Source organism: Ralstonia sp. TCR112 (assembly GCF_007997035.1).
In the GTDB taxonomy this organism is placed as follows: Bacteria; Pseudomonadota; Gammaproteobacteria; order Burkholderiales; family Burkholderiaceae; genus Ralstonia; species Ralstonia edaphi.
On sequence record NZ_VOSS01000100.1, the window covers coordinates 18,832 to 38,750 of the forward strand.

17 protein-coding genes and 1 pseudogene are annotated in these 19,919 nt (G+C 65.8%); 6 read left to right on the forward strand and 12 right to left on the reverse strand.

Features of this window, described 5'->3' with window-relative positions; all coding sequences use genetic code 11:
• The first annotated feature begins 117 nt into the window (after positions 1 to 117).
• Positions 118 to 1,014, forward strand: coding sequence for an oxygenase MpaB family protein (locus tag FUT88_RS21725; protein ID WP_147218292.1), 897 nt, complete (start codon positions 118 to 120; stop codon positions 1,012 to 1,014).
• Between the two features lie 12 nt (positions 1,015 to 1,026).
• On the opposite strand, the gene FUT88_RS21730 is transcribed toward FUT88_RS21725, so the two are convergent.
• Together FUT88_RS21730 and FUT88_RS21735 are read right to left on the reverse strand one after the other, a co-directional pair.
• Positions 1,027 to 2,607 (reverse strand): MDR family MFS transporter, encoded by a 1,581-nt coding sequence (locus FUT88_RS21730; protein ID WP_147218294.1) that lies wholly within the window; start codon positions 2,605 to 2,607, stop codon positions 1,027 to 1,029.
• 90 nt (positions 2,608 to 2,697) lie between these two features.
• Positions 2,698 to 3,650, reverse strand: a pseudogene (locus tag FUT88_RS21735) (LysR family transcriptional regulator).
• A 127-nt stretch (positions 3,651 to 3,777) separates the two neighbouring features.
• Between FUT88_RS21735 and FUT88_RS21740 the strand changes: the two are divergent.
• On the forward strand, positions 3,778 to 4,404 hold the full coding sequence (locus FUT88_RS21740) for an FMN-dependent NADH-azoreductase (protein ID WP_147218296.1): 627 nt from the start codon (positions 3,778 to 3,780) through the stop codon (positions 4,402 to 4,404).
• A gap of 144 nt (positions 4,405 to 4,548) precedes the next feature.
• Here FUT88_RS21740 and FUT88_RS26285 read toward each other — a convergent pair whose 3' ends face one another.
• Positions 4,549 to 4,695 (reverse strand): hypothetical protein, encoded by a 147-nt coding sequence (locus tag FUT88_RS26285; protein ID WP_186829360.1) that lies wholly within the window; start codon positions 4,693 to 4,695, stop codon positions 4,549 to 4,551.
• Positions 4,696 to 5,144: 449 nt separating this feature from the next.
• Here FUT88_RS26285 and FUT88_RS26910 point away from each other — a divergent pair, with 449 nt between their 5' ends.
• Positions 5,145 to 5,276, forward strand: coding sequence for a hypothetical protein (locus tag FUT88_RS26910; protein ID WP_261797250.1), 132 nt, complete (start codon positions 5,145 to 5,147; stop codon positions 5,274 to 5,276).
• 14 nt (positions 5,277 to 5,290) lie between these two features.
• Here the strand turns inward: FUT88_RS26910 and FUT88_RS21745 are convergent, their stop codons facing one another.
• From FUT88_RS21745 to FUT88_RS21755, 3 genes are all read right to left on the reverse strand, one after another.
• Complete coding sequence (locus tag FUT88_RS21745) at positions 5,291 to 6,961, reverse strand: S10 family peptidase (protein ID WP_261797251.1); 1,671 nt, start codon at positions 6,959 to 6,961, stop codon at positions 5,291 to 5,293.
• On the reverse strand, positions 6,885 to 8,483 hold the full coding sequence (locus FUT88_RS21750; RefSeq protein ID WP_261797252.1) for a protease pro-enzyme activation domain-containing protein: 1,599 nt from the start codon (positions 8,481 to 8,483) through the stop codon (positions 6,885 to 6,887). Before FUT88_RS21750 ends, FUT88_RS21745 begins: the two co-directional genes overlap by 77 nt.
• Positions 8,484 to 8,616: 133 nt before the next feature.
• Complete coding sequence (locus FUT88_RS21755) at positions 8,617 to 9,675, reverse strand: beta-lactamase family protein (protein ID WP_147218300.1); 1,059 nt, start codon at positions 9,673 to 9,675, stop codon at positions 8,617 to 8,619.
• Between the two features lie 890 nt (positions 9,676 to 10,565).
• Here FUT88_RS21755 and FUT88_RS21765 point away from each other — a divergent pair.
• On the forward strand, positions 10,566 to 10,907 hold the full coding sequence (locus FUT88_RS21765; RefSeq protein WP_004627574.1) for a DUF1488 family protein: 342 nt from the start codon (positions 10,566 to 10,568) through the stop codon (positions 10,905 to 10,907).
• Between the two features lie 78 nt (positions 10,908 to 10,985).
• Here the strand turns inward: FUT88_RS21765 and FUT88_RS21770 are convergent, their stop codons facing one another.
• From FUT88_RS21770 to FUT88_RS21780, 3 genes are all read right to left on the reverse strand, one after another.
• The gene (locus FUT88_RS21770) at positions 10,986 to 12,683 is read right to left on the reverse strand and encodes an AMP-binding protein (RefSeq protein ID WP_147218304.1); all 1,698 of its coding nucleotides are present in this window, start codon (positions 12,681 to 12,683) and stop codon (positions 10,986 to 10,988) included.
• 161 nt (positions 12,684 to 12,844) lie between these two features.
• Positions 12,845 to 13,366 (reverse strand): hypothetical protein, encoded by a 522-nt coding sequence (locus FUT88_RS21775; RefSeq protein ID WP_102066175.1) that lies wholly within the window; start codon positions 13,364 to 13,366, stop codon positions 12,845 to 12,847.
• Positions 13,367 to 13,509: 143 nt separating this feature from the next.
• The gene (locus tag FUT88_RS21780; protein WP_147218306.1) at positions 13,510 to 14,394 is read right to left on the reverse strand and encodes a LysR substrate-binding domain-containing protein; all 885 of its coding nucleotides are present in this window, start codon (positions 14,392 to 14,394) and stop codon (positions 13,510 to 13,512) included.
• Between the two features lie 131 nt (positions 14,395 to 14,525).
• Between FUT88_RS21780 and FUT88_RS21785 the strand changes: the two genes are divergently transcribed.
• Together FUT88_RS21785 and FUT88_RS21790 are read left to right on the forward strand one after the other, a co-directional pair.
• On the forward strand, positions 14,526 to 15,290 hold the full coding sequence (locus tag FUT88_RS21785; protein ID WP_147218308.1) for a sulfite exporter TauE/SafE family protein: 765 nt from the start codon (positions 14,526 to 14,528) through the stop codon (positions 15,288 to 15,290).
• 11 nt (positions 15,291 to 15,301) lie between these two features.
• The gene (locus FUT88_RS21790) at positions 15,302 to 15,580 is read left to right on the forward strand and encodes a hypothetical protein (protein WP_147218310.1); all 279 of its coding nucleotides are present in this window, start codon (positions 15,302 to 15,304) and stop codon (positions 15,578 to 15,580) included.
• 236 nt (positions 15,581 to 15,816) lie between these two features.
• On the opposite strand, the gene FUT88_RS21795 is transcribed toward FUT88_RS21790, so the two are convergent.
• Genes FUT88_RS21795 through FUT88_RS21805 form a run of 3 tightly spaced genes read right to left on the reverse strand, consistent with a single transcriptional unit; the run spans position 15,817 to position 19,891 of the window.
• Positions 15,817 to 16,323, reverse strand: coding sequence for a redoxin domain-containing protein (locus FUT88_RS21795; protein WP_147218312.1), 507 nt, complete (start codon positions 16,321 to 16,323; stop codon positions 15,817 to 15,819).
• Positions 16,320 to 17,573, reverse strand: a complete 1,254-nt coding sequence (locus tag FUT88_RS21800) for a sialidase family protein (RefSeq protein WP_147218337.1) — start codon at positions 17,571 to 17,573, stop codon at positions 16,320 to 16,322. Before FUT88_RS21800 ends, FUT88_RS21795 begins: the two co-directional genes overlap by 4 nt.
• Positions 17,573 to 19,891, reverse strand: a complete 2,319-nt coding sequence (locus FUT88_RS21805) for a TonB-dependent receptor (RefSeq protein ID WP_147218314.1) — start codon at positions 19,889 to 19,891, stop codon at positions 17,573 to 17,575. The genes FUT88_RS21800 and FUT88_RS21805 overlap by 1 nt, the downstream gene beginning before the upstream one ends.
• Positions 19,892 to 19,919 lie beyond the last annotated feature (28 nt).

Consider the following 19,919-nt stretch of genomic DNA (forward strand, 5'->3'; position numbering starts at 1 on the left):
CTGCGCCGGCACATCGTCCATGCGGCGTTCTGTCATCACGGCTGCCAAGGCATGCGCCGATGCGGCTCGGTAAAATGAGTGCTTCTTCGCCTCGTGCTTCCCGGCACCTTCGGCACCATGCCCTCGCCACTCGACGCCATTCGCGAACGCATCGCCAATCAGGTCCGCGGCCTGACGCGCGCCACCGGCAGCCTCACCCTCGATATTGCCTCGCCGCCCGGCGACCCGGGTCTGTTCGGCCCCGACGCGGTCTGCTGGAAAGTGCACGCCGATTTCCCGGCGATGATGGCCGGCGGCATCAGCGCATTGTTGTTGCAGGCGCTGCACCCACGAGCGCTGGCCGGCGTGTGGGATCACTCCAACTTTCGTGAAGACCTGCAGGGGCGCCTGGGCCGCACCGCGCAGTTCGTGGCCGGCACCACGTATGGCAGCCGGCAAGATGCGCTGGCGCTCATCGAGCGGGTGAAGACCATCCACGACCGCGTGCAGGGCATCGCGCCCGATGGCCGGCCGTATTCCGCCAACGACCCCGACCTGCTCACCTGGGTGCACGTGGCCGAGATGTCGAGCTTCCTGGCGGGCTATCTGCGCTACGTGGATGGCAGCCTGAGCGGCGCGCAGCAGGATCGTTACTTTGAAGAGACCGCGCTGGTGGCCGAGATGCTCGGCGCGCGCGACGTGCCGAAATCGCGGGCGGCGGTCCAGACCTATCTGAATGCGATGCGTGCCGAGCTGGTGGCCAGCGATCGCACGCGCACGGTGGTGGAAGTCTTGATGACGTGGCAGGCGCCGCGCCCGGGGTTGCGCCCGGCGGTACGCCTCTTCCTGGATGCGGGCATCCAGTTGCTGCCGCCGTGGGCAATACAGACGCTCGATCTCAAGCGGCCGCCGCTGCAGGCGGCCTTTGCATCGGCGGCCATGCGCACCGTGGCGCCGACGCTGCGCTGGGCGTTGCATGACGGCAGCGTGGCGCGCCGCGCTCGAAGGCGGGCGCTGGCGCCTGCCGCCAGCTAGCGCGCCCTGCTTTTACTCGATGGCTTCGGCAAGCGACACCTTGCCGCGCAGCGCCTTCTCTTCCAGCCGCACGATCAGCAGCGGCGAAATCACCGACACCGCAGCGGCAAAGAAGAACAGATGCCGGAACGCGCTCTCGCCTGCGCGTTGCAACGCCTGGGCGTCGGCACCGCTGCTGGCAAGTGCCGCGTGGAAAAGGTCCATCAGCACGTCGCCGCCGGCGGCCACCTGTGCTTCGGGCGCAGCCTGACGCAGCAGCGCAATCAGCACGGACGTCAGCACCGCTACACCCACAGCGCCACCGAGCAGGCGCGAGAACGCCGTCAGCGCCGTGGCCAGGCCCACCGTCTGCGGCGGCACCGCGTTTTGCGTGGCGACCAGGCCGGTCGGGAATTGCACGCCAATCGCCAGGCCCAGCACGATCATCGCCAAGGTCAGCGCCAACACGCTGTGCGGGTCCAGCAAACCCAGCGATGCCACAGCAAACGGCACCACGCATGCGCCGCCCACCATCAGCGGCTTATAGCGGCCGCTGTGCGTCATCCACTTGCCGGCGATGAAGGCACCAAGCGGAATCGACAGCGTCAGCGGCACGAGGCGCAGCGCCGCGGCGTCGGGGCTGGCACCGGCCACCATCTGGAAACGCAGCGGCATCAGCACCGACGTGGCGATCAACTGGAAGAAGCACAGGAACAGCGCCAGGCAGCAGATCGTGACCGTGCGCACCCGGAACATCGACAGCGGAATGATGGGTTCGACGGCGCGGTTTTCCTGCCAGACGAACGCGCCCAGCAACACCACCGCGCCCGCCAGCAGGCCGAGGTTGTCGGGCTGCGTGAGCGGCGTGCCCTGCCCCACGCGGGTAATCATCAACAACAACGCGGTCAGGCCCGCGGCAAACAGGACCACGCCCGGCACGTCGATCGGGCGACGCTGATGCGCCACCGGCAGATGTCGCAGCGTGCGGCGCACGACGAGCAGCGCGACGATGCCCAACGGCAGGTTGATCCAGAAGATCCAGCGCCACGACAGGTAATGGGTGAGATAGCCGCCGATCACCGGCCCGGCGAGGCTAGCCATGGCCCACATGCCGCTCACGTAGCCCTGGTAGCGGCCGCGCTCGCGCAGCGGCACCACATCGGCGATCGTCGCCTGCGACACCGAGATCAGACCCCCGCCGCCCAGGCCCTGCAGCACGCGCGCAAACAGCAGCATCGGCATGCTGGTCGCCAGCGCACACGCCACCGATGCCAGCACAAACAGCACGATGGCCGTCGTCAGCATGGCGCGGCGGCCGTAGAGGTCGCTCAACTTGCCGTAGATGGGCGTGACGACGGTAGACGCCACCAGATACGCCGACACCAGCCACGCCATCAGCGCAAAGCCGTTGAATTCGCCGGCGATCACGGGCAGCGCCACCGCAACGATGGTCTGCTCCAGCGCGCCCAGCAAAATGGCGAGCATCAGCCCGCCCATCACCGCCATCACGGGAATGTCGGCCACCGGTAGCGCGTCCAGCGGGCTGGGTGCCGACGCGATGGGCGCAGTGGGCGTGTCTGGCTTGGGCGGTTCAATGCTGGGGCGGGAGGACATGGGAATGTGCGCGAATGCCGCTCGGAGCACGCGCGCCGATGGGAGGAGCGAAGCCGTTGATGATACTGCCGATTCGCATTCGTTGCAGAGTCAACGATCGGGTTGGCGGACGATGTCCTCGTAGCACCGGCTGACGTTTGCCGTCATGCCCGGTAGCTCCTCAGCCAGGAATTCGATGAACGCGCGCACGGCCGGCACCAGCCCGCGGCGTGACGGAAACACCGCGTGAAACTGGTGCACCGGCAAGCGGTATTCCGGCAGCAGCACGACGAGCCGGCCATCGCGCACCGGCTCCGCGCACAGGTTGAACGGAAGTTGTGCAACGCCAATGCCAGCCAGTGCCGTCTGCCCCATCAGGTAGAGGTCGTCCGTCACCAGCGCGGGGGTGTATTCGATATCGATCGCGCCGCCTTCAGGCGCGGTCAGGCGCCAGCGCGTCCGCTCTCCGGCCGCGCCGTCGACGCCCACGCCCACGCCCATCACGCCGCGCATCGATTCGGGTGTCTCGAACGGGCCATGCTCGGCGACAAACGACGGGCTGGCCACCAGCACCTGGTCGCTCACGCCAAAGCTGCGCACGACGAGGTTGGAATCGTCCAGGGTCGAGCGCACGCGCAGCGCCACGTCGTAGCCGTCGCCGATCACGTCGACACGGCGGTTCGTCACGTCCAGCTCCAGCCTCACATCGGGCTGCGCGCGCAGGAATTTGGACAGCACCGGCGCGATGAACACATGCGCCACGCCCACCGGGCAACTTACGCGCAGCCGGCCCGAAGGCTTTTCGCTAGCGTGCTCGGCCACTTCGAAGGCGGCACGCGCGGCATGCGTCATCGATTCGCAATGCGTGAAGAACGCCGAGCCCACGTCCGTGACATGCACCGCCCGCGTTGATCGCTGCAGCAGCCGCACCCCCAGGCGCGTTTCCAGATCGGCCACACGCCGGCTCACGCGCGATTTGGGAATCCCGAGCGCCCGGGCGCGCCGGAAAAACTGCCGTGTGTCACCACGCTGGCAAACAGGACGAGGTCGTTCAGGTCTTCCATGGCCGTTCTCCAAAGCACCGGCGCATTGTCTCACCCATAGAACGATGTGTGTCGATTCAACCCACTACTGGAACTCGCTGCATCGCACTATCTTTGCAGCAACCCACCTTTTTCTTGGAGAGACACCATGCAAGTCCTTCACATCGATTCGAGCATCCTCGGTGACGCCTCGGCTTCGCGCCTCCTGAGCGCCGCCATTGTTGACGAACTACGTCGCGAAAACCCCAGCGCCACCGTCGTCCACCGCGACCTGTCGGTCGAAGCCATTCCTCACCTGGACGGCGCCATTGCCGCCGGCTTCCGCGCCACGGGCGCCGCCGATTTTGACGACGCAACCCGCGCCGAGCATGCCCGCTCCGAAGCGCTCGTGAATGAACTGCTCGCCAGCGACGTGATCGTGGTCGGCGCGCCGATGTACAACTTCTCGGTGCCGAGCCAGCTCAAGGCCTGGATCGACCGCGTGGCGCAAGCCGGCCGTACGTTCAAGTACACCGAAAACGGCCCGGTTGGCCTGGCCGGTGGCAAGAAGGTGATCGTTGCATCGACGCGCGGCGGCATGTACTCCGCCGGCCCGGCCGCCGCCATGGATTTCCAGGAGGCGTATCTCAAGACCGTGTTCGGCTTCTTCGGCATCACAGATGTGCAATTCGTGCGCGCCGAACGCCTGGCGATGGGCCCGGACGCCCGCGCACAGGCCCTCGAAGCCGCTCACGCCGCCATGCGCGACGTTGTCAGCCAGGCCGTGGCAGCCTGAGCGAACACGGTTGCGGCGCAACGGAACGCGCCGCACTTTGCCTCGCAGAATGCCAAACGGGCGCCCACAGCAGTGCGGCGCCCGTTTTCGTTTTCAATCAGTGCGAGAAGCAGATGGGATCGGCGCAGCGGGCCGATCGGCTGATCACTCTTCGCGGTGTTCGCGCGCTTCGTGCATCGCTTCGAGCACACGGCGCGTGCGCAGCTTGCCCCACATGACCGGCACGACGATCGCGGTGGCGATCAGGCACGGTGCAGCCCAGGCGATGGTGGATTCCAGAATGTTGGCCATGATGCGTCCCCCCGATGTGTGTTGCCGACGCGCACGGTTGGGCGGTGCGCATCGCATGGTCCCCGCGGGGCTTTGCTGTCCCGGCTCGACCGAGACGCCCCGACATCTATATGAACGGCTATCGGCGCTGAGCGTTCAAACTTGAAGCCCAACGTTTGCCGTTTGTTGTATTTCCCGCCTATCTCGACGATCTGTCAATAGTGTGGCGATAAGTTCGTGGAACATTGTGGCGCTGTGCTGACAGTCGCTGAACAGGCCCGGGCCGCTCCACAGTCTGATCGCAAAGGTAACGGCAAATTACGGCCGCCCTGGCAGGAGCAATGTCAGCCCGAGACGGGCCGCCATTTACCGGCCTGGGCGCCACAGTTTTACTTACAAACGGTAAAGCGCGGTTGCGAAGCGTTTCCATACAGTGAGGCCAAGTCCAACGATCACCACGGAGCCTCATCATGAAACGCACCCTTGCCCTGCTCATCCTTGCCGCTGCCGCCACGTCTGCGCTGAGTGCGTGCGTGGTGGTGCCGGCAGGCGGCTATTACGACCGCCCGCATTACTACCACCCGTATTACCGCGGGTATTGATCCGCAAACCGGGCTCAGGCCTTGCGCGCTTGCAGCATGCGGATGCGCGCGACGGCCTGGTGGTCGGTCGTGGCGGCGTCGTATAAGCGCGCCAGGTCGGCCTTCAATGCCGTGCGCGAGCCGGCGTCCAGGTACACCATGTGCCCCGACGGATAGAACCCCGCCGAGAGGTTCTTGCGCACGCCCGCATCCAGCAACGGCATCGCCTTCAGGTCCAGCATGGTCTGGTAGAACGGCGTGACGAAGTCGTAATAGCCGTTGGCGGAAAACACCTTCAGATCCACGTTCAGGCTCATCGTCGCGGCGAGGTCGCCGGCGGTGTAAAGCGCGACGTTGCCGTTGGCATCGAGCCCCTTCTGCGCGCCGGTCGGGTCGGTATGGCGGAAGTCCCAATGACGGAAGGCTTGGTCGTTCAGATCCGTGAAGGCGGAGTTGGAGGTGAATTTCAGGTCGTCGTTCAGGTAGGTATTCCACATGGCCGTGTAGACGCCGGACACCGCCGTCATGGTCGGATCGTTGCCGCCGGAGTTCGGATCGACACTCGCTGCAATGCCGGTGTGGATGCCCGTGACGCGGCCGTCGTACGCTCCAAGCGACAAGCCCTTGTCGGCGAGCAGCGTGGTCAGGAACAGCGACGTGCCCGCCCCGTCATACGCGGCCACATCCAGCCGCCAGCCCTGCAGCGTTGCCGCATCGATGCCGGTATAGGCAGACAACGTTTTGAGCACCGCCGGATCGGCATGCGTGGGTTTAGCGAGCGCTTTTTCGTAATCGGTGCTCGCAAAGACGGCGGCGGCTTCGGCAAAGTCGCCCACGTCTGCGGGCAGCGAGCCGCCTTTGGGCGCAGTTGCTCGCTTGTGAAACCACGCGTCCGCCGCGCACGTCGGCAAGAGCCCCACGGGGTTGCCCGCCTGCGTGTAGTCGAGGATGGACGACTGCAGCGTGATGCCGTTCAGGTCGACCCCGTCTTCGTGCAGCACATACGACAGCACGCAGGAACGCGCCGTGCCGTAAGACTCGCCAAACAGAAACTTGGGCGAATTCCATCGATCATTGGCCGTCAGCCAGCGCTTGATGAACTGCGCGATGCTGCGCGCGTCCTGGTCCACGCCCCAGAAATCGAGGTTGCGCTTGGGCGCGATGGCCGTCGAATAGCCGGTGCCGACCGGGTTGATGAAGACAAGGTCGGAGCGATCGAGCAGGCTGTCGGGATTGTCTTCCATGCGATACGGCGCGGGCGGCGTGAAGGACGGCATCGCCGTCACGATGCGGCGCGGCGCAAACGACCCGAGCAGCACAAACACCGCCGAAGACCCCGGCCCGCCGTTATAGAAAAACGTTACGGGCCGCGCCTGCGCGCCGCCTTCCGGAGCATCGGCCACAAAGGCCACATGGAACATCTTGGCCACCGGCTGCGAACTGCTCGGGTCGACCGTGACGAGGTGGCCGGCGTGCGCGGTGTAGGCAATGTCGCGTCCGCCGATGCGCACGGTGTGGTGCGTGATCGCCATGCCCTCGCTGGTGTCGGTCACGCTGTCGTCGGGGCCGTTGCCGTAGGCGGTGGGGTCGAAGAACGGCTGGTCGGTGGTGGTCATGCGTGCCTCGCTGCTAGAAAAGGTTCGCGATCGCGTCGCCCTTGGGGCTGCCCAGGCCGGTGCAGGCGTCCCAACCGGGCGCGGCGGCAAAGGTGCCGTTGTTGCCCTGCTTGATGTCGTTGAACGCGCCGGGGTTTTGATACAGCCGCGCGTGCAGATACCCCGCCGGGCGGCGCTTGATGGCGTTGATGCGCGCGATGAGCGCAGCCCACAGCGGCGCCGCAGCGCTGGTGCCGCCCACGACGCCGGTCTCGCCATCCACGCGGACGACGTAGCCCGTCAGCGGGTCGGCATCGGCCGATACATCGGGCACGCCGCGCCGCGCCAGTGGCACACTCGCGCCCCGCGTCTGCTGGGCCGCCAAGCCTTGCTGCCAGCTGGGCAGCGCAAAGACGGCGCTCACCCCGCCGCCGCCCGCACCGCCCTGCGCGCCGTCGTTCCACACCGTTTCCTCGGCGATGCGGTTTCCGTTGGCGCGCACGCTGGTGCCGCCGCATGCGAGCGCGTACGGGCTGGAGGCAGGAAAGTCGACGTGGTCCGCGCGATCGGGCTGGCCGTCGCTGGAGCCGCTGTCGCCCGAGGCCACACACACCGTCACGCCCATCGTCGCGGCACTCTGCAGCGCGGCGTTCACGGCTTGCATGGCTTGCGGCGTCCAGGCGCTTTCGGGTGCGCCCCAACTGATTGACACCACCGATGGCCGCAGCTTGGTGTCATGGATGGCAGCATTGATGGCCTGCACGAAACCGGCATCGGTATTGACGGTGAAGTACACGGCCAGCGTGGCGCCCGGTGCCGCAGCGCCTGCCACCTCAAGATCGAGCATGACTTCGCCATCGGGACCGCTCGGGTCGCCCGTTGGCCGATTGGCGCCTTGCCCGACGGGCACGGCTGTCACCGTCGGCATCGGCACGCCCAGCTCCTGGAAGTACGCCCGCAGATCGTCTTCCCGATAGCCGCCGCCGAGTTCGATCAACGCAATGCACTGGCCCGCGCCGTCGCCCTCCGGAAAACCATAGAGCTGCGCGAGCTGCACCGGCGTGTACGACGCCGTAGGTGCTGCACGCGCGGGCCGGATGCCTCCGGGCTCGGTCGACCCGGTGGGCAGCGGCACGAAGCGGAAATGCGGCTCCGTCTGCGGGCGTGAGTCGAGCCCCAACACGGCAACGACCACGTCCTGCAAAGACTCCGGCAACCGCAGCGGGCCGGAACGCCCGCGGTATTCGCAATCGCCATGCGCGACCCGATGCAGATGCGTATCGAAGGCCTTGCAGAACTGTTCGACGGAGCCTTCGAGCGTGACGGTGGCGGCGGCCACATTCACCTCAGCCACCTGCAGTCCGTGTTCGCGGGCAAAGGCGCGGACGGCGTCGATGTCGTCCGTGGTTGCGCCAAACTGGGCGGCCCATTCTTCGCGGGTCAGCGGTGTGGGCGGCGGCGTCCCGGCAGCATGCGCGTGGGCAAATCCGGACAGGCGCGTATCCAGATCCGCCTCATTCGGGCGGCGCAATTGCACGAGCGCGTGGATCTGCTCCGCAGGGTGCGCATCGCCGAGGATGCGTGCGTCTTCAGGAATGGTGCGCTCGCTGCCGCGCAGGGGGTGCCGGACCATGGGCCATCTCCACGTAGGTAGGTGGCCCGTGCGTCGCAACCGGCGTGCCGAGGGTGCCCAGCGTGCCGACAGGGAGCGGCGCCACCTCCAACCACGTTAGGCGATGGCTTGCCCGCTTGATTTACAGGGCTCGTCAGTCGGCGAAATCCGCGCCGCCGGCCCCTTCTGCGGAATGCTGCGGCTTGCCTTCGGCAAAGGCACGGCGGATCAGTGCGCCGCATGCCGCGCTGCGCACATAGGCGCGGGGGCCCAGCGTCTCGCGTACGAGCATGCCGTAGTGCTGCTTGTCAGCCGTGATCCACGGATAGAAGCCAAAGGCGCCGGCCGAACTGAACGCGCCATCGCCGCCGGGCTGATCCTCGATCCAGTAGTTGAGCGCGTAATGCCACGGCAATGCGGCCGGCGTGCTGACGGCCGTGGGGCATGTCCCGGGCTCGGTGCAAACGGCATGCTGGCCGAGCATCTTGCCGAGCTTGTATTCGCCCCGGATGAGGCGGCGCAGGAACTGGCCGTAAGCCGCCGGCGTGGCGATCATTCCGCCGGCGGGTTCGGGGGCGAGATAGCGGATGCCGAGCGGCTGGCCAGCGTCGCGCAGACCCGGCGCGTTGGCGAGTTGGCGGTCGAGATCGTTGTTGAGCGCCTCGGCATCGGCGCGGCCCAGGCCAAGATCGATCAGCAGCTTCTGGTCATGGCCGCCGTTGTAGCTGAAACGCCCGACGTGCCCCGGCGTGAAGGTGGCGTTGCGACCGCGCTCGAAGCAGCTTTGCACGGTGTCATTGCGATTGCACAGCAGCGGATTGAGCCCGTCGTAGCCGGAGCGCATGGTGAGTGCGTCGATTTCTGCCGGTGTGGGCTTGCCGCGCGCCCGTTCGATCACGTAGGCGCCAAAGACCCATTTGGATGCCGACGCCAACCGGACCGTCTTGTTTGCGCCGATGCGTTGGCCCTGTTGCCCATGCATCAGCTCGCCGTGGGCATCGCCGATTTCCCAGTAGTAGTCGCCCAGACGCTGACAACTGGCGGCATGCGCCAAGGTGGATTCCACAGCGGCACGGCGTGTAGCCAGACTCGGTGGGGCGGCCTGCGCGGCGGCCGTTGCCACCAACGCCGCCCATACCGCCAAAGCGGCACGCCGCCCTTGCCCGAACCCCGCGAACGCCCTGTTCTTCCGGGCGCGTCTTGCTTGCGTCATGTCGATGTCCTGCTCTTTCTCTGATGCATTGCCAACCCGGCGGCACTGTACCGCAGCACGCGTGGCATTTCGCTGTTTTACGCTCGGGCGCCTCTTGCCGTGCAGTCTTGCAACACGTCGCCCCCGAACGCGCATGACTGTATCGGCCGCACCTTGCAGGCAGGTTGCGAGGGTGCCACGACATGCGTTTCAAACGTAAGCGTTTGCGTATCGATTAATCGTCTTGGAAAGTGATGAATATCACTTCATATTCGCACCCCCAATATGTCCTAAACCTCCCGTTTATGAGCCAAATGGACGATAAGAATCATGCCAAGGGGCGCTAGCGGTCTGCATAGCGTGTCCTAGAATGCAACCGAAGAATAGTAGATTTAAATAAAACTAAATACGCGGCAGCGGCGAGCTTTCGGGAGCGGCCATGGGAACAATCAAACGGGGAACAGCGAGCTTGACTGCTCGCCTGGGGTGGGAACGCCACCCTGCTAATTGGCAGGTGATTCCTACGCGTCGGCGCCTTTTTCAAACGCGGCTTCCGGCGACGCGCACTTCCACCGTCTTGCTGTGGCTGCTGGCCGTCTCGATTACCGTAGGTGTCGGACTGCTGCACCGGTTGTGGTAACCAAAAAAAGACATAACGGAATTTTGTACGGGGAAGGTCGCAGCGCGAGAGCGAACCCGCAGTCAACTACCGAATTGACAGACCGTATAACGGCACCGAGGGATAGTCCGACCCGCTTCACTGGGTCAAACGCATCCGGATGGATTCAACATCTGGAGCATCGTCATCCCTCCATTCGGCAACCACGCTCCTGCATGTGATCACTGCGCCGCGAAAGCGGCATGTGGGGCACGCCGCTCAATCGGCGCGTCTGATCAATGGGGGGAGCATCATGAACATTTCATTCACCGGCAAGACCTTCAGGTCCGTAGGCGACCTGTTCTTCCAAGCCATCGTCGACGGCAAGGTCGTGAGCTGTTTCGTCACGTCCGAAGCGCTGTCGCTCTGCGATTGCGCACATCAGAAGATCACGGCCGAAGAGGTCTATCGCAATTACCGCGACTGGATCGAACTGGCTGCATCGGACCTGATCCGCGCAGGCTCGCTCGCCCCGGTCATCGTGCGCGGCCGCGACCTGGCCGCCTCACGTGCCTCGCTGCCGCACGGCGGCGTGCCGGCCTACGATCTGGATCGCGCGCGTCAATTGCGCCTGGTCCCGCGCTCGTCGCGCTGATATCAGTCAGCGCTGGCGCAGCGGAACGTGCGGTCGGGGGGCCGCACGTTCCGTGGGTGCCAAAGCCCGACGCACGCATCAATCGGTCGGGAAATCCTCTTCCCAATATTCCAGCAGGTTGCGTACGCCAGCGGTGTTCTCGCTGCGCGCGGCTTCTCGCATGCGCAGTTCGACGCGCCGGATCTTGCCCGAGATGGTTTTGGGCAGATCGGCAAATTCGATCCGGCGCACGCGCTTGTAGGAAGCCAATCGGCTGCGGCAAAAGCGGAGGATGTCGCGCGCCAGTTCCGGCCCGGCTTCGTGCCCCGCGCGTAGCACCAGGAAAGCTTTCGGCACGGCCAGGCGCAGCGGGTCGGGGCTCGGCACAACGGCGGCTTCGGCGATGGCCGGGTGCTCGATCAGCACGCTCTCCAGCTCGAACGGGCTGACTCGGTAATCCGATGCCTTGAATACGTCGTCGGCGCGACCGACGTACGTCAGGTAGCCGCTGCCATCGCGCGCCGCAATGTCGGAGGTGTGATACACGCCGCCGCGCATCGCTTCGGCGGTTTTGTCGGCGTTGCCGGCGTAGCCTTCCATCAGGCCGGTCGGCCGTGCATTCAATTCGATGCAGATCTCTCCCTCTTCCGCCTCGTGGCCGTCAGGGTCGCGCAGCGTGATGCGGTAGCCCGGCAGCGGCCGCCCCATCGAGCCCGCCTTGACAGGCTGCCCCGGGCTGTTGCCGATCTGGCAGGTGGTTTCGGTCTGGCCATAGCCGTCGCGGATGGTGATGCCCCACGCGGCGCGCACCCGTTCGATCACCTCCGGGTTGAGCGGCTCGCCTGCGCCCACGAGTTCGCGCAGCGCCGGCTTCCACGCGGCCAGATCTTCCTGGATCAACATGCGCCATACCGTGGGCGGTGCGCACAGTGTCGTCACCTTGGCGCGGCAGAGGACGTCGAGCGCCGCCTTGGGTTCAAAACGCGCGTAGTTGTAGATGAAGACGGTGGCGCCGGCATTCCACGGCGCGAAGAAGCAGCTCCACGCGTGCTTGGCCCAGCCGGGCGAGCTGATATTCCAGTGCACATCACCGGGGCGCAGGCCGATCCAGTACAGCGTGGATAGATGCCCGACCGGATAGCTCGCATGCGTATGCATCACGAGTTTGGGTTTGGACGTGGTGCCGGACGTGAAATACAGCAGCAACGGATCGCTGGCCTGCGTGGGCGCATCCGGCGTGAATTCGGCGGAGGCATCGTAGGCGTCTTCAAAGCGGTGCCAGCCGGCGGGCGCCTTGTCCGTACCGACCGCGATGCGCGTGAAGGTGCCCGACACGGCGTCGAGCTTGGCGCAATCCGCCGCACCCACCACCACGTGGCTCACCTCGCCCATGGCGATGCGTTCGCGCAGGTCTTCGGCGGTGAGCAGCGTCGTGGCCGGGATGATGACCGCGCCGATCTTGATGCTGGCGAGCATCACATCCCAAAGCCCCGGCACGTTGCCGAGCATGAGCAGGATGCGGTCACCACGCTGCACACCCAGTGCCCGCAAATGGTTGGCGACGCGCGCCGAGCGCTCGGCCATCTGCGCGAACGACAGCCGCGTCTCGTTGCCCTGATCGTCGACGACCCAGAGGGCGATCGCGTCGTTGCCGCGCGCCATGGTGTCGAAATAATCGAGCGCCCAATTGAAGCGGTCCAACGTGGGCCACGCAAAATCGCGCACGGCGGTGTCGTAATCCTCACGGTGCGCGAGCAGAAAGTCGCGGCACCGCAGGAAGGCATCCAGCGATGTCATGCCTGTCTCCTGAGGTTCGGAGCGTGTGATGCACGCTCCAACAGCACGCCTCGTCCGGGCGCTACAGTCCGGGCGCTACAGAAACGCACCTGCAACCGACATCGCCACTTATAGGAGGAATTCCTTCGCCAGACCAGCCCGGATTGTCCCGAGCCATGCGCTCATTGCGAGCGCGGCGGAAAGCGCAACGAACGGCCACCGCCCAGGCTCAGCCACGCCCAGGCCGTCGCTGCCATCACCACGCCCAGCACGACGATCCATTGCGCGCTGACGAGCATCAGCTCGATCGTGCCGGCCATGTCCGGCAAAATCTGCGGCCACGCGGGGGCAAGCCAGCCGTCCGCGTCGAACCATGCGCCGCGTCCGGCACCCGTGGCGAGTTCCACCGCCAGCAGCGCCGCGTTGATGGCCGCGAATGCCATGCCGCTGTGTGCGAGCAATCGGCTGAACACCGGCAACTCATACAGCGGCTTCATATATTGGATGTGCCGCGTGAGCGACCACGCGCACACGATCAGCAGCGCCACGCTGATGGCCACCATGGGCGCCGGGCTACGCAGGCACACGCCCAGCGCGATCCACGCCAGCGCATTGATCTCGTGGCGCCGATAGATGCGCAGCGCACGCGCCGCGTGCAGCAGGCCGATCGGCGGAACACCTGGGGGAACACCGGCAGACGCCATGATGTGCTCCATGAGCGGAGGGTTGGTGCGGCGCCGCACGTTTGTAGCTGGGCAAACCGCAACTGCTTGCAGTGTACCGACGCGTTTTCAGCCGCGCGAGTTCAAACAGCATCTCTCCGCCAAATGACGGACGCGCACCCCGCTCAGGCCTCGCGCAAATGCTCGATCAACTGCCGTGCGAAGACGGGCAAGTCGTCGAAATGGCGCACGCAGATCCGCAGAAGGCGCGTCGCCCAGGCGTCGGTCAGGCGCACCCGGCGGATGCCCATGGAGCGCTGCAGCCGGATCGCCGCATGCTCGGGAATCACCCCCACGCCCACGTTCCGTTCCACCATGCGGCAGACGGCGTCGAAGCTGCGCAACCGCACGCGGTATTTGAGCCGATGACCTGCGCGGGCGGCGTGCCCCGCCAGATAGGCCTGCAATGCGTTGTCGCCCGTCAGGCCGACAAAATCTTCCTGCAAGGTTTCAACGAAGGCCAGCTCGCGGCGCTCGGCCAGCGGGTGGTCGCGCGCGGTCACCAGCACGAGGCGGTCGTGGCGGAACGGAAAGGTCTCCAGCCCCGACAAGTCGACCGCGTCGTTGACGATACCGATGTCGGCGCGCCCCTGCGCAATCGCTTCGACAATCTCGTGGCTGACCAGCTCTTCCAGATCGACGTCGACTTCCGGATGGGCGGCCAGAAAAGCGCTGAGCGTTTCCGGCAAAAACTCGGTCATGGCGGCCGTGTTGGAAAGCAGCCGCACGTAGCCTTTGAGGCCACGCGCGTATTCCCCCAGCTCACCGCGCATGCGGTCCATCTGTTGCAGGACGACGCGGGCGTGGTGGACCAGGGTTCGGCCGGCCGCGGTGGTTTCCACGCCGCGACGATTGCGCGTGAGCAGCGGCACGCCCAGCGTGTCTTCCATGCCGCGGATGCGGGCGCTGGCCGACGCCAATGTCAGGTGTGCACGCTCGGCGCCTGCAGTGATGCTGCCCGCCTCGGCGGTGTGGAGAAAGAGTCGAAGGTCTGTGAGGTCGAAGCGCACAATGCGTCTCAAAATTGGCGTGAGCCTCAGTCCTGCGCTGAGGCTCGGTCAATGTATCGCACATTGTGGAGGGGCCGCCAGTGCCCGAGACTGAGGCACCTAAAAACAAAACATCCCAGACATCGCCCCCAATGGAATCCGCCACGCTGCTGCTTTTTGGCGCGGGCCTGCTCGCCGGCATGATGAACGCGCTGGCCGGCGGCGGCTCGTTTGTCACCCTGCCCGCGCTCATGTTCGCGGGTGTGCCGTCCGTATTTGCCAATGCGTCGAGCACGGTCGCGCTCCTGCCCGGCGCGGCCACGTCGGCCTGGGCGTATCGCGCGGACTATCGCGGCTTCGGGCAGGTCTCGATGCGCGCCATGGTCGCGATCAGCCTGGTGGGCGGGCTGCTCGGCGCGCTGCTGCTGATGAACACGTCGTCTCGTGCGTTCGATTTCATCGTGCCGTGGCTGCTGCTGGTCGGCTCGCTGGCGTTCACCTTCGGCAAGCAGGCCGGTGCGTGGTTGCGCCGGCGCGTGCAGATCGGGCGGACAACGCTGCTGGTCGCGCAAGGCGCGCTCGCCATCTATGGCGGCTACTTTGGCGGCGCGGTGGGAATCATGATGATGGCGGTCTGGGCACTGTTCGGCCACGACGACATCAAAGCATTGAACGCCTCACGCACGCTGCTGGTGGGCGCGACCAACCTTGTGGCGGTGGCCTGTTTTGCGCTGGCGAGGATGGTGTGGTGGCCTCAGACGCTGGTCATGCTGGTGGCCGCCGCGCTGGGCGGTTATCTCGGCGCGCATGTCGGCAAGCGCTTGCCGGTATCCGTTGTGCGGGCGTTGATTTCCACCTTCGGCTTTTCGATGACGGCGCTGCTGTTCTGGCGCGCTTGGTCGCACGTTTGGGCATGAGGAGAACCGCCATGTCGCACATGCAGCCTCATTCGACGCGTCGCACGGCCGTGCCACGCGCCCATCGCGATCCTCTGGCCCACCGGGCAGCGCGCAGTGCCTGGCACGCCCACATTGCCGAAACCGCCTCTGCCGAGCCGGAAATGGCGGGCGCGCAAGCGGTGTTCTACATCGCGCGTGGTGTCGCGGTCTTGCTGGCCGCCCTATCGGTGGGCCTGGGAGCCCCATCCAATGACGCAGAGCCACGTTCCACGGCATACCCCTCTTCTTCGCAGGCGACAGCGCGCTGAGCGCGCGCTATCATCCGCCCCCGCCGCAGCACAGATCCGGTAGCCGGCCGGACAAAGAAAAAGCCCGCGGGCCGGGGGGCGGGCGGGCTTAACATCTTCAGCCTTTGACGACGAAAGATGGTCGGGTGTGCTTTGTGAACGAGCAATGCGCCGGAATTCACAAAGCGAGGCCATTATAAAAAGTGCGCGCCCCCCGCCATACCCCAACAACGAGGGGGGTCCGTGTCGTTTTCTGATTAATCCCTGAGCGCTGCTTCCAATACTTCGGGCGTCAGCAAGCCGCTCGATGCGTGGCGCTTGCCGTCCGGACGCAGGATGATCGTGCGCGGCATCTCGCCCTGCCAGCCAGGGTCGAGCGCGGCGCGCAGGCGTTCCGGCATATCTTCGGCATTGGCGTATTGCGGCACGCGGGCAATGTCGATCTTGCTGTCGCGGGCCAGCGGCGCCAGCGCGCGGTTCAGCATCTCGGCCTGGTCGGGGCCGTCCATCGAGACCATCACCACATCGACGTTCTTCTTGGCCGTGCGCCGCCATTGCGCGATACGGGCGATGTTCTCGCGGCAGTAGCTGCATTCCAGTGACCAGATTTCGACGATGAGCGGGCGCGCCTGTGGTGTCTGCAGCAGTGCCGGCACATCGCGCGCATGCAGCGGCTGGAATTGCAGCGTGCCGGCGGCCTGCGCTGTAAAAGCGGCGGCGGCCAGCGCCACGCCCATCGCAAACGATTTCCATCGTCCCTTCATTTCGATGCCTCCGTTGATGGATTGGACGGACTGACATTGCCGATATCCATCAGCCGATAGCCCTCGGCCTGCGTGCGCCACGACAGATAGACATGGCCATCGCGTGCGAGCAGTTGCGGGTGGTCGCTGCCGCCATTGGTGCTTGTCACGCTGGCGGGCGCTGTCCAGTGCGCGCCGCCGTCCGTGGACTTGCGCAGCAGGATCTGCATGCGGTCGTCGGCAAACTGTTTCCAGACCAGCCACAGCGCGCCGTCCGCGGCGAGCAATGCGGGGTGCGATGCCTGCGCGCCGGCTTGTGGCGAACCGGCAAAACCCCAAGCCTCGCCGATCGGTTTGCCGCCGGCCGAGAGCCGGCTGTAGAACAGGCCGGGCTTGTCCTGCTGCACGGAGAACCACGCCATGTGCCGCACGCCATCGGCCGTGACGGCCAACGCGGGGCCATGGTGCGGACACGCATCAACGCGCCAGTCCGAGAACGTCGCGCGCGTGACGGCAAGCGGCGCATTATCAATCGGTAATGTTGCCAACGCGTGATCGCGAATCTGCCCGGCAAACACGTTGCGCCACAGGGCGAGCATGTGGCCGTCGGCATCGGGCGCGAGCGCAATGCGGCAGCATTCGCAGGTCTGGTCGATGATCTTGCGCTCGGGCGCAAAGGTGGCGCCGCGGTCGGTCGAAACGGTGTAGTACACCGCCGCGCCGTCGTACGGCTGTTTGGCTGCCTGCGCGCGCAGCAGATCGCGCTTGTCGATCCACGTAACGAAGATGCGGCCGGCGCTGTCGACCGCAATCGAATCGAAGCGGTGCGTGATCGGCTGGCGATCGTGGTGGACAGTGACCGGCGCGCTCCACGTCTTGCCGCCGTCGAGCGAGCGCGAGAAACGCACGAAACCCGTATACGGCGCATCGAGCGGGCGCGACCAGCTCACATACAGCGCACCGTCCGGGCTGGCGATGACTTTCGGGCGGTTCTCGCCGTCGGTATAGATCGGTTCCGGTTGCGGGTTCACGCGCTGCGGCACGGACAGCGTCTTGCCCAGATCGTCGGACGACGCGACCACCACGTGCTGCCCTTCCGCCCACGTCACCCACAGGCGCCCTGCCTTGTCGAACGCGGCCGTCGTGGCGAGCTGCGGTTTGGCGGCCGGCTTGGCTGCCATGGCGCCGTGGTCGTGGCCTTCATGCGCTGGCGCCACCGTGGCCGCCAAGGCCAGCAGCGCACCGGCAAGGAATCGAGGAATCGACTGCATTACAGACGCCATTTCAGTTGTCCATAGAAGGTGCGCGACGGATACGGGTGGTACACGAAATACCGCCGGTCGGTCAGGTTATCGACGCCCAGCGCCAGCGTGATGTGCTTGTCGATACGGTAGCTGGCCTTGAGGTCCACGGTGAAGAAGCTGCTGGTGCCGCCGTAGACGTTCGGCAGCACATCGGTGTTGTCGAGCGTGCCGTATTGGCGGCCGGAGTAACGCATGCCCGCGCCGACCGTCCAGTCCGGCGTGGCATGCCAACTCGCAAAGAGATTGGCGCGCACGCGCGGCATGCGCGGCCAGGTCTTGTCGACGTAGGTCGGGTTGGCGGCATCGGCCAGCGTCTTCGACTGCGTGAAGGCGACGTTGGCCTCGACGTCCACGCCACGCAGGCCTGCGCCCTGCAAGACGTCCTGCCCGGAGTACGCCAGTTCAATGCCGCGCGTGCGCACGCGACCGACGTTCTGCACGTTCGTCACGTTGGGCGTGACGGTGATGTTGGTCTGCGTGTAGATGCTGTCGCGCACGTCGCTCTGGAACAGGCTGGTACGCAGCACGCCGTACGGCACGGCCTGCTCGACGGTGAAGTCGAAATCATTGGCGCGTTCAGGCTTGAGATTCGGATCGTTGTTGACGATCGTGTTGCCGCTGATCGTGCCCTGGAACAGCTCCGCCACCGTCGGAAAGCGCACGGCGCGGCCGTACGACAGGCGCAGCAGCGTGTCTTGCGTGGCCTGCCACTGAATGGCCGCCTTGGGCGAAAACGCGTCTTCGGTGCGGCTGGCGTAGCCCAACGTACTCGTGCCGTTGCCCAGCTGGCCGTTGTAGGCGCGCCAGCTTTCGTAGCGCAGGCCCAGCGTGGCGAGCCAGCGCGGCGCAAACGCCCAGGCATCCTGCAGGAAGACGGCCTGCGTTTGCGTGTCGCCCTGGTAGCTGGATTTGAGCGTGGAGAGCGTTTCCGTCGACCAGTTCGTCGCGTTGAAGGTCTGGTTGCGCAGGTGGTATTGGTCGTAGTGGTAACCGGTCGTGAAGGTATGGCCGGACACCGTGGGCGACGTCGCCTTGATGTCGAAGTTGGACCAGCCGGTGCCGTCGCCGTAGAACACCGTGCCGGGCCCATTGCCGGCCGCCGTGTTCGACGCGCGAAGGATGTCGCGCGAAACGTTGTAGGCCGACGCGTTGGTGTCGATCTTCCAGCCACCGATCTTGCCCTTCACACCCAGGCCGTAGAGCCAGTTTTCCTGGTCGCCGTTTTGCGGGGCGAAGGTGTTCGGGGCGATCGTGTACGGCGTGCCGTTGATCAGCACATTGCCGCCCGTGACGGTGTTGCCGGCCGCATCGCGCAGGAAGCTGAGCGCCTGGTCGTTGAAATGGTTTTCCCAATGGCCCAGCGTGAGCGATGCTTCCAGGCTGTCGCTGAACACGTAGCCGAGTCGCAACGTCTCCTGCAGCTGCTGCGTGCGCTCGAGCATCTGCGGCCCGAGAATCACGCGGGGCTGGCCGTTGGGACCAAGATCCTGCCGCGCACCCGTGACCGGCACCGGCGTGCCGCCCGCGGTGAACCTCGAGTTGGGCGTGGCGTATTGCATCGGCTGGCTGTCGTTCTCCAGCCGGTCGACCGACAGCGCATACCAGAACTTGCCGATGCGGTCGCCCAGCGATGCGCTTTCGTGGTTTCCGGTGACGTTGCGCGAAAAGCCGTAAGCATCGTTGTAATGCTGGCTCATCACCTGCGTCTGCGCGGCGGCCTCGAATTTTTCGGGGCGGCGCAATGTCATCGCGATGGTCGTGCCCATCGAGTTGCCGGGCAGCAGCGCCGAGAACGGCCCATACAAAATATCGACGCGCGCCAGGTCATCCGGCCCGACCATCGACCAGCGCGGCGGGAAGCTGTAGCTGGAGCCCAGCAGGTTCGAAAGCAGGATGCCGTCGGCATACAGCAGGCCGCGTGCACTTTGAATCTCGTTGAAGTCGCGGCCGGCAAAGATGGAGTTGCGGTCGCCAATGAAGCGGCGGCGCACCATCACGTTGGGCTGGTATTTGACGGCGTCTTCGGTGGTGACGACGTTGCGGTCGGCCAGTTGATCGGCTGTGACGCTTTGCACGACGGCTGGCGTATTGCGCGCGAATGGCGCAGGGTTGGCGTTGGCCCGTACCACGGTGGGCGCAAGTTCCTGCATGACGGGCACGGGCGCAGATGCCGCGTCCTCGGCAGCAAAAGCGGACAGCGGTGCCGCCGCGCTCAGCGCGAGCGCTGCACGGCACACCAGCGTGCGCTTAGGGGCGGCGGCCCCGGCGCGCTTGTGGAATGACATCGGAAAGGTCTCCGGATTGCGATGGCGC

What these genes read in the sequence shown, in the direction of transcription:
- FUT88_RS21725 (WP_147218292.1), top strand. Translation starts at nt 118, where the DNA reads ATGCCCTCGCCACTCGACGCCATTCGCGAACGCATCGCCAATCAGGTC.
- FUT88_RS21785 (WP_147218308.1), top strand. Translation starts at nt 14,526, where the DNA reads ATGGAATCCGCCACGCTGCTGCTTTTTGGCGCGGGCCTGCTCGCCGGC.
- FUT88_RS21805 (WP_147218314.1), bottom strand. Translation starts at nt 19,891, where the DNA reads ATGTCATTCCACAAGCGCGCCGGGGCCGCCGCCCCTAAGCGCACGCTG.
- FUT88_RS21800 (WP_147218337.1), bottom strand. Translation starts at nt 17,573, where the DNA reads ATGCAGTCGATTCCTCGATTCCTTGCCGGTGCGCTGCTGGCCTTGGCG.
- FUT88_RS26910 (WP_261797250.1), top strand. Translation starts at nt 5,145, where the DNA reads ATGAAACGCACCCTTGCCCTGCTCATCCTTGCCGCTGCCGCCACGTCT.
- FUT88_RS21750 (WP_261797252.1), bottom strand. Translation starts at nt 8,483, where the DNA reads ATGGTCCGGCACCCCCTGCGCGGCAGCGAGCGCACCATTCCTGAAGAC.
- FUT88_RS21775 (WP_102066175.1), bottom strand. Translation starts at nt 13,366, where the DNA reads ATGGCGTCTGCCGGTGTTCCCCCAGGTGTTCCGCCGATCGGCCTGCTG.
- FUT88_RS21740 (WP_147218296.1), top strand. Translation starts at nt 3,778, where the DNA reads ATGCAAGTCCTTCACATCGATTCGAGCATCCTCGGTGACGCCTCGGCT.
- FUT88_RS26285 (WP_186829360.1), bottom strand. Translation starts at nt 4,695, where the DNA reads ATGGCCAACATTCTGGAATCCACCATCGCCTGGGCTGCACCGTGCCTG.
- FUT88_RS21730 (WP_147218294.1), bottom strand. Translation starts at nt 2,607, where the DNA reads ATGTCCTCCCGCCCCAGCATTGAACCGCCCAAGCCAGACACGCCCACT.
- FUT88_RS21790 (WP_147218310.1), top strand. Translation starts at nt 15,302, where the DNA reads ATGTCGCACATGCAGCCTCATTCGACGCGTCGCACGGCCGTGCCACGC.
- FUT88_RS21765 (WP_004627574.1), top strand. Translation starts at nt 10,566, where the DNA reads ATGAACATTTCATTCACCGGCAAGACCTTCAGGTCCGTAGGCGACCTG.
- FUT88_RS21795 (WP_147218312.1), bottom strand. Translation starts at nt 16,323, where the DNA reads ATGAAGGGACGATGGAAATCGTTTGCGATGGGCGTGGCGCTGGCCGCC.
- FUT88_RS21770 (WP_147218304.1), bottom strand. Translation starts at nt 12,683, where the DNA reads ATGACATCGCTGGATGCCTTCCTGCGGTGCCGCGACTTTCTGCTCGCG.
- FUT88_RS21755 (WP_147218300.1), bottom strand. Translation starts at nt 9,675, where the DNA reads ATGACGCAAGCAAGACGCGCCCGGAAGAACAGGGCGTTCGCGGGGTTC.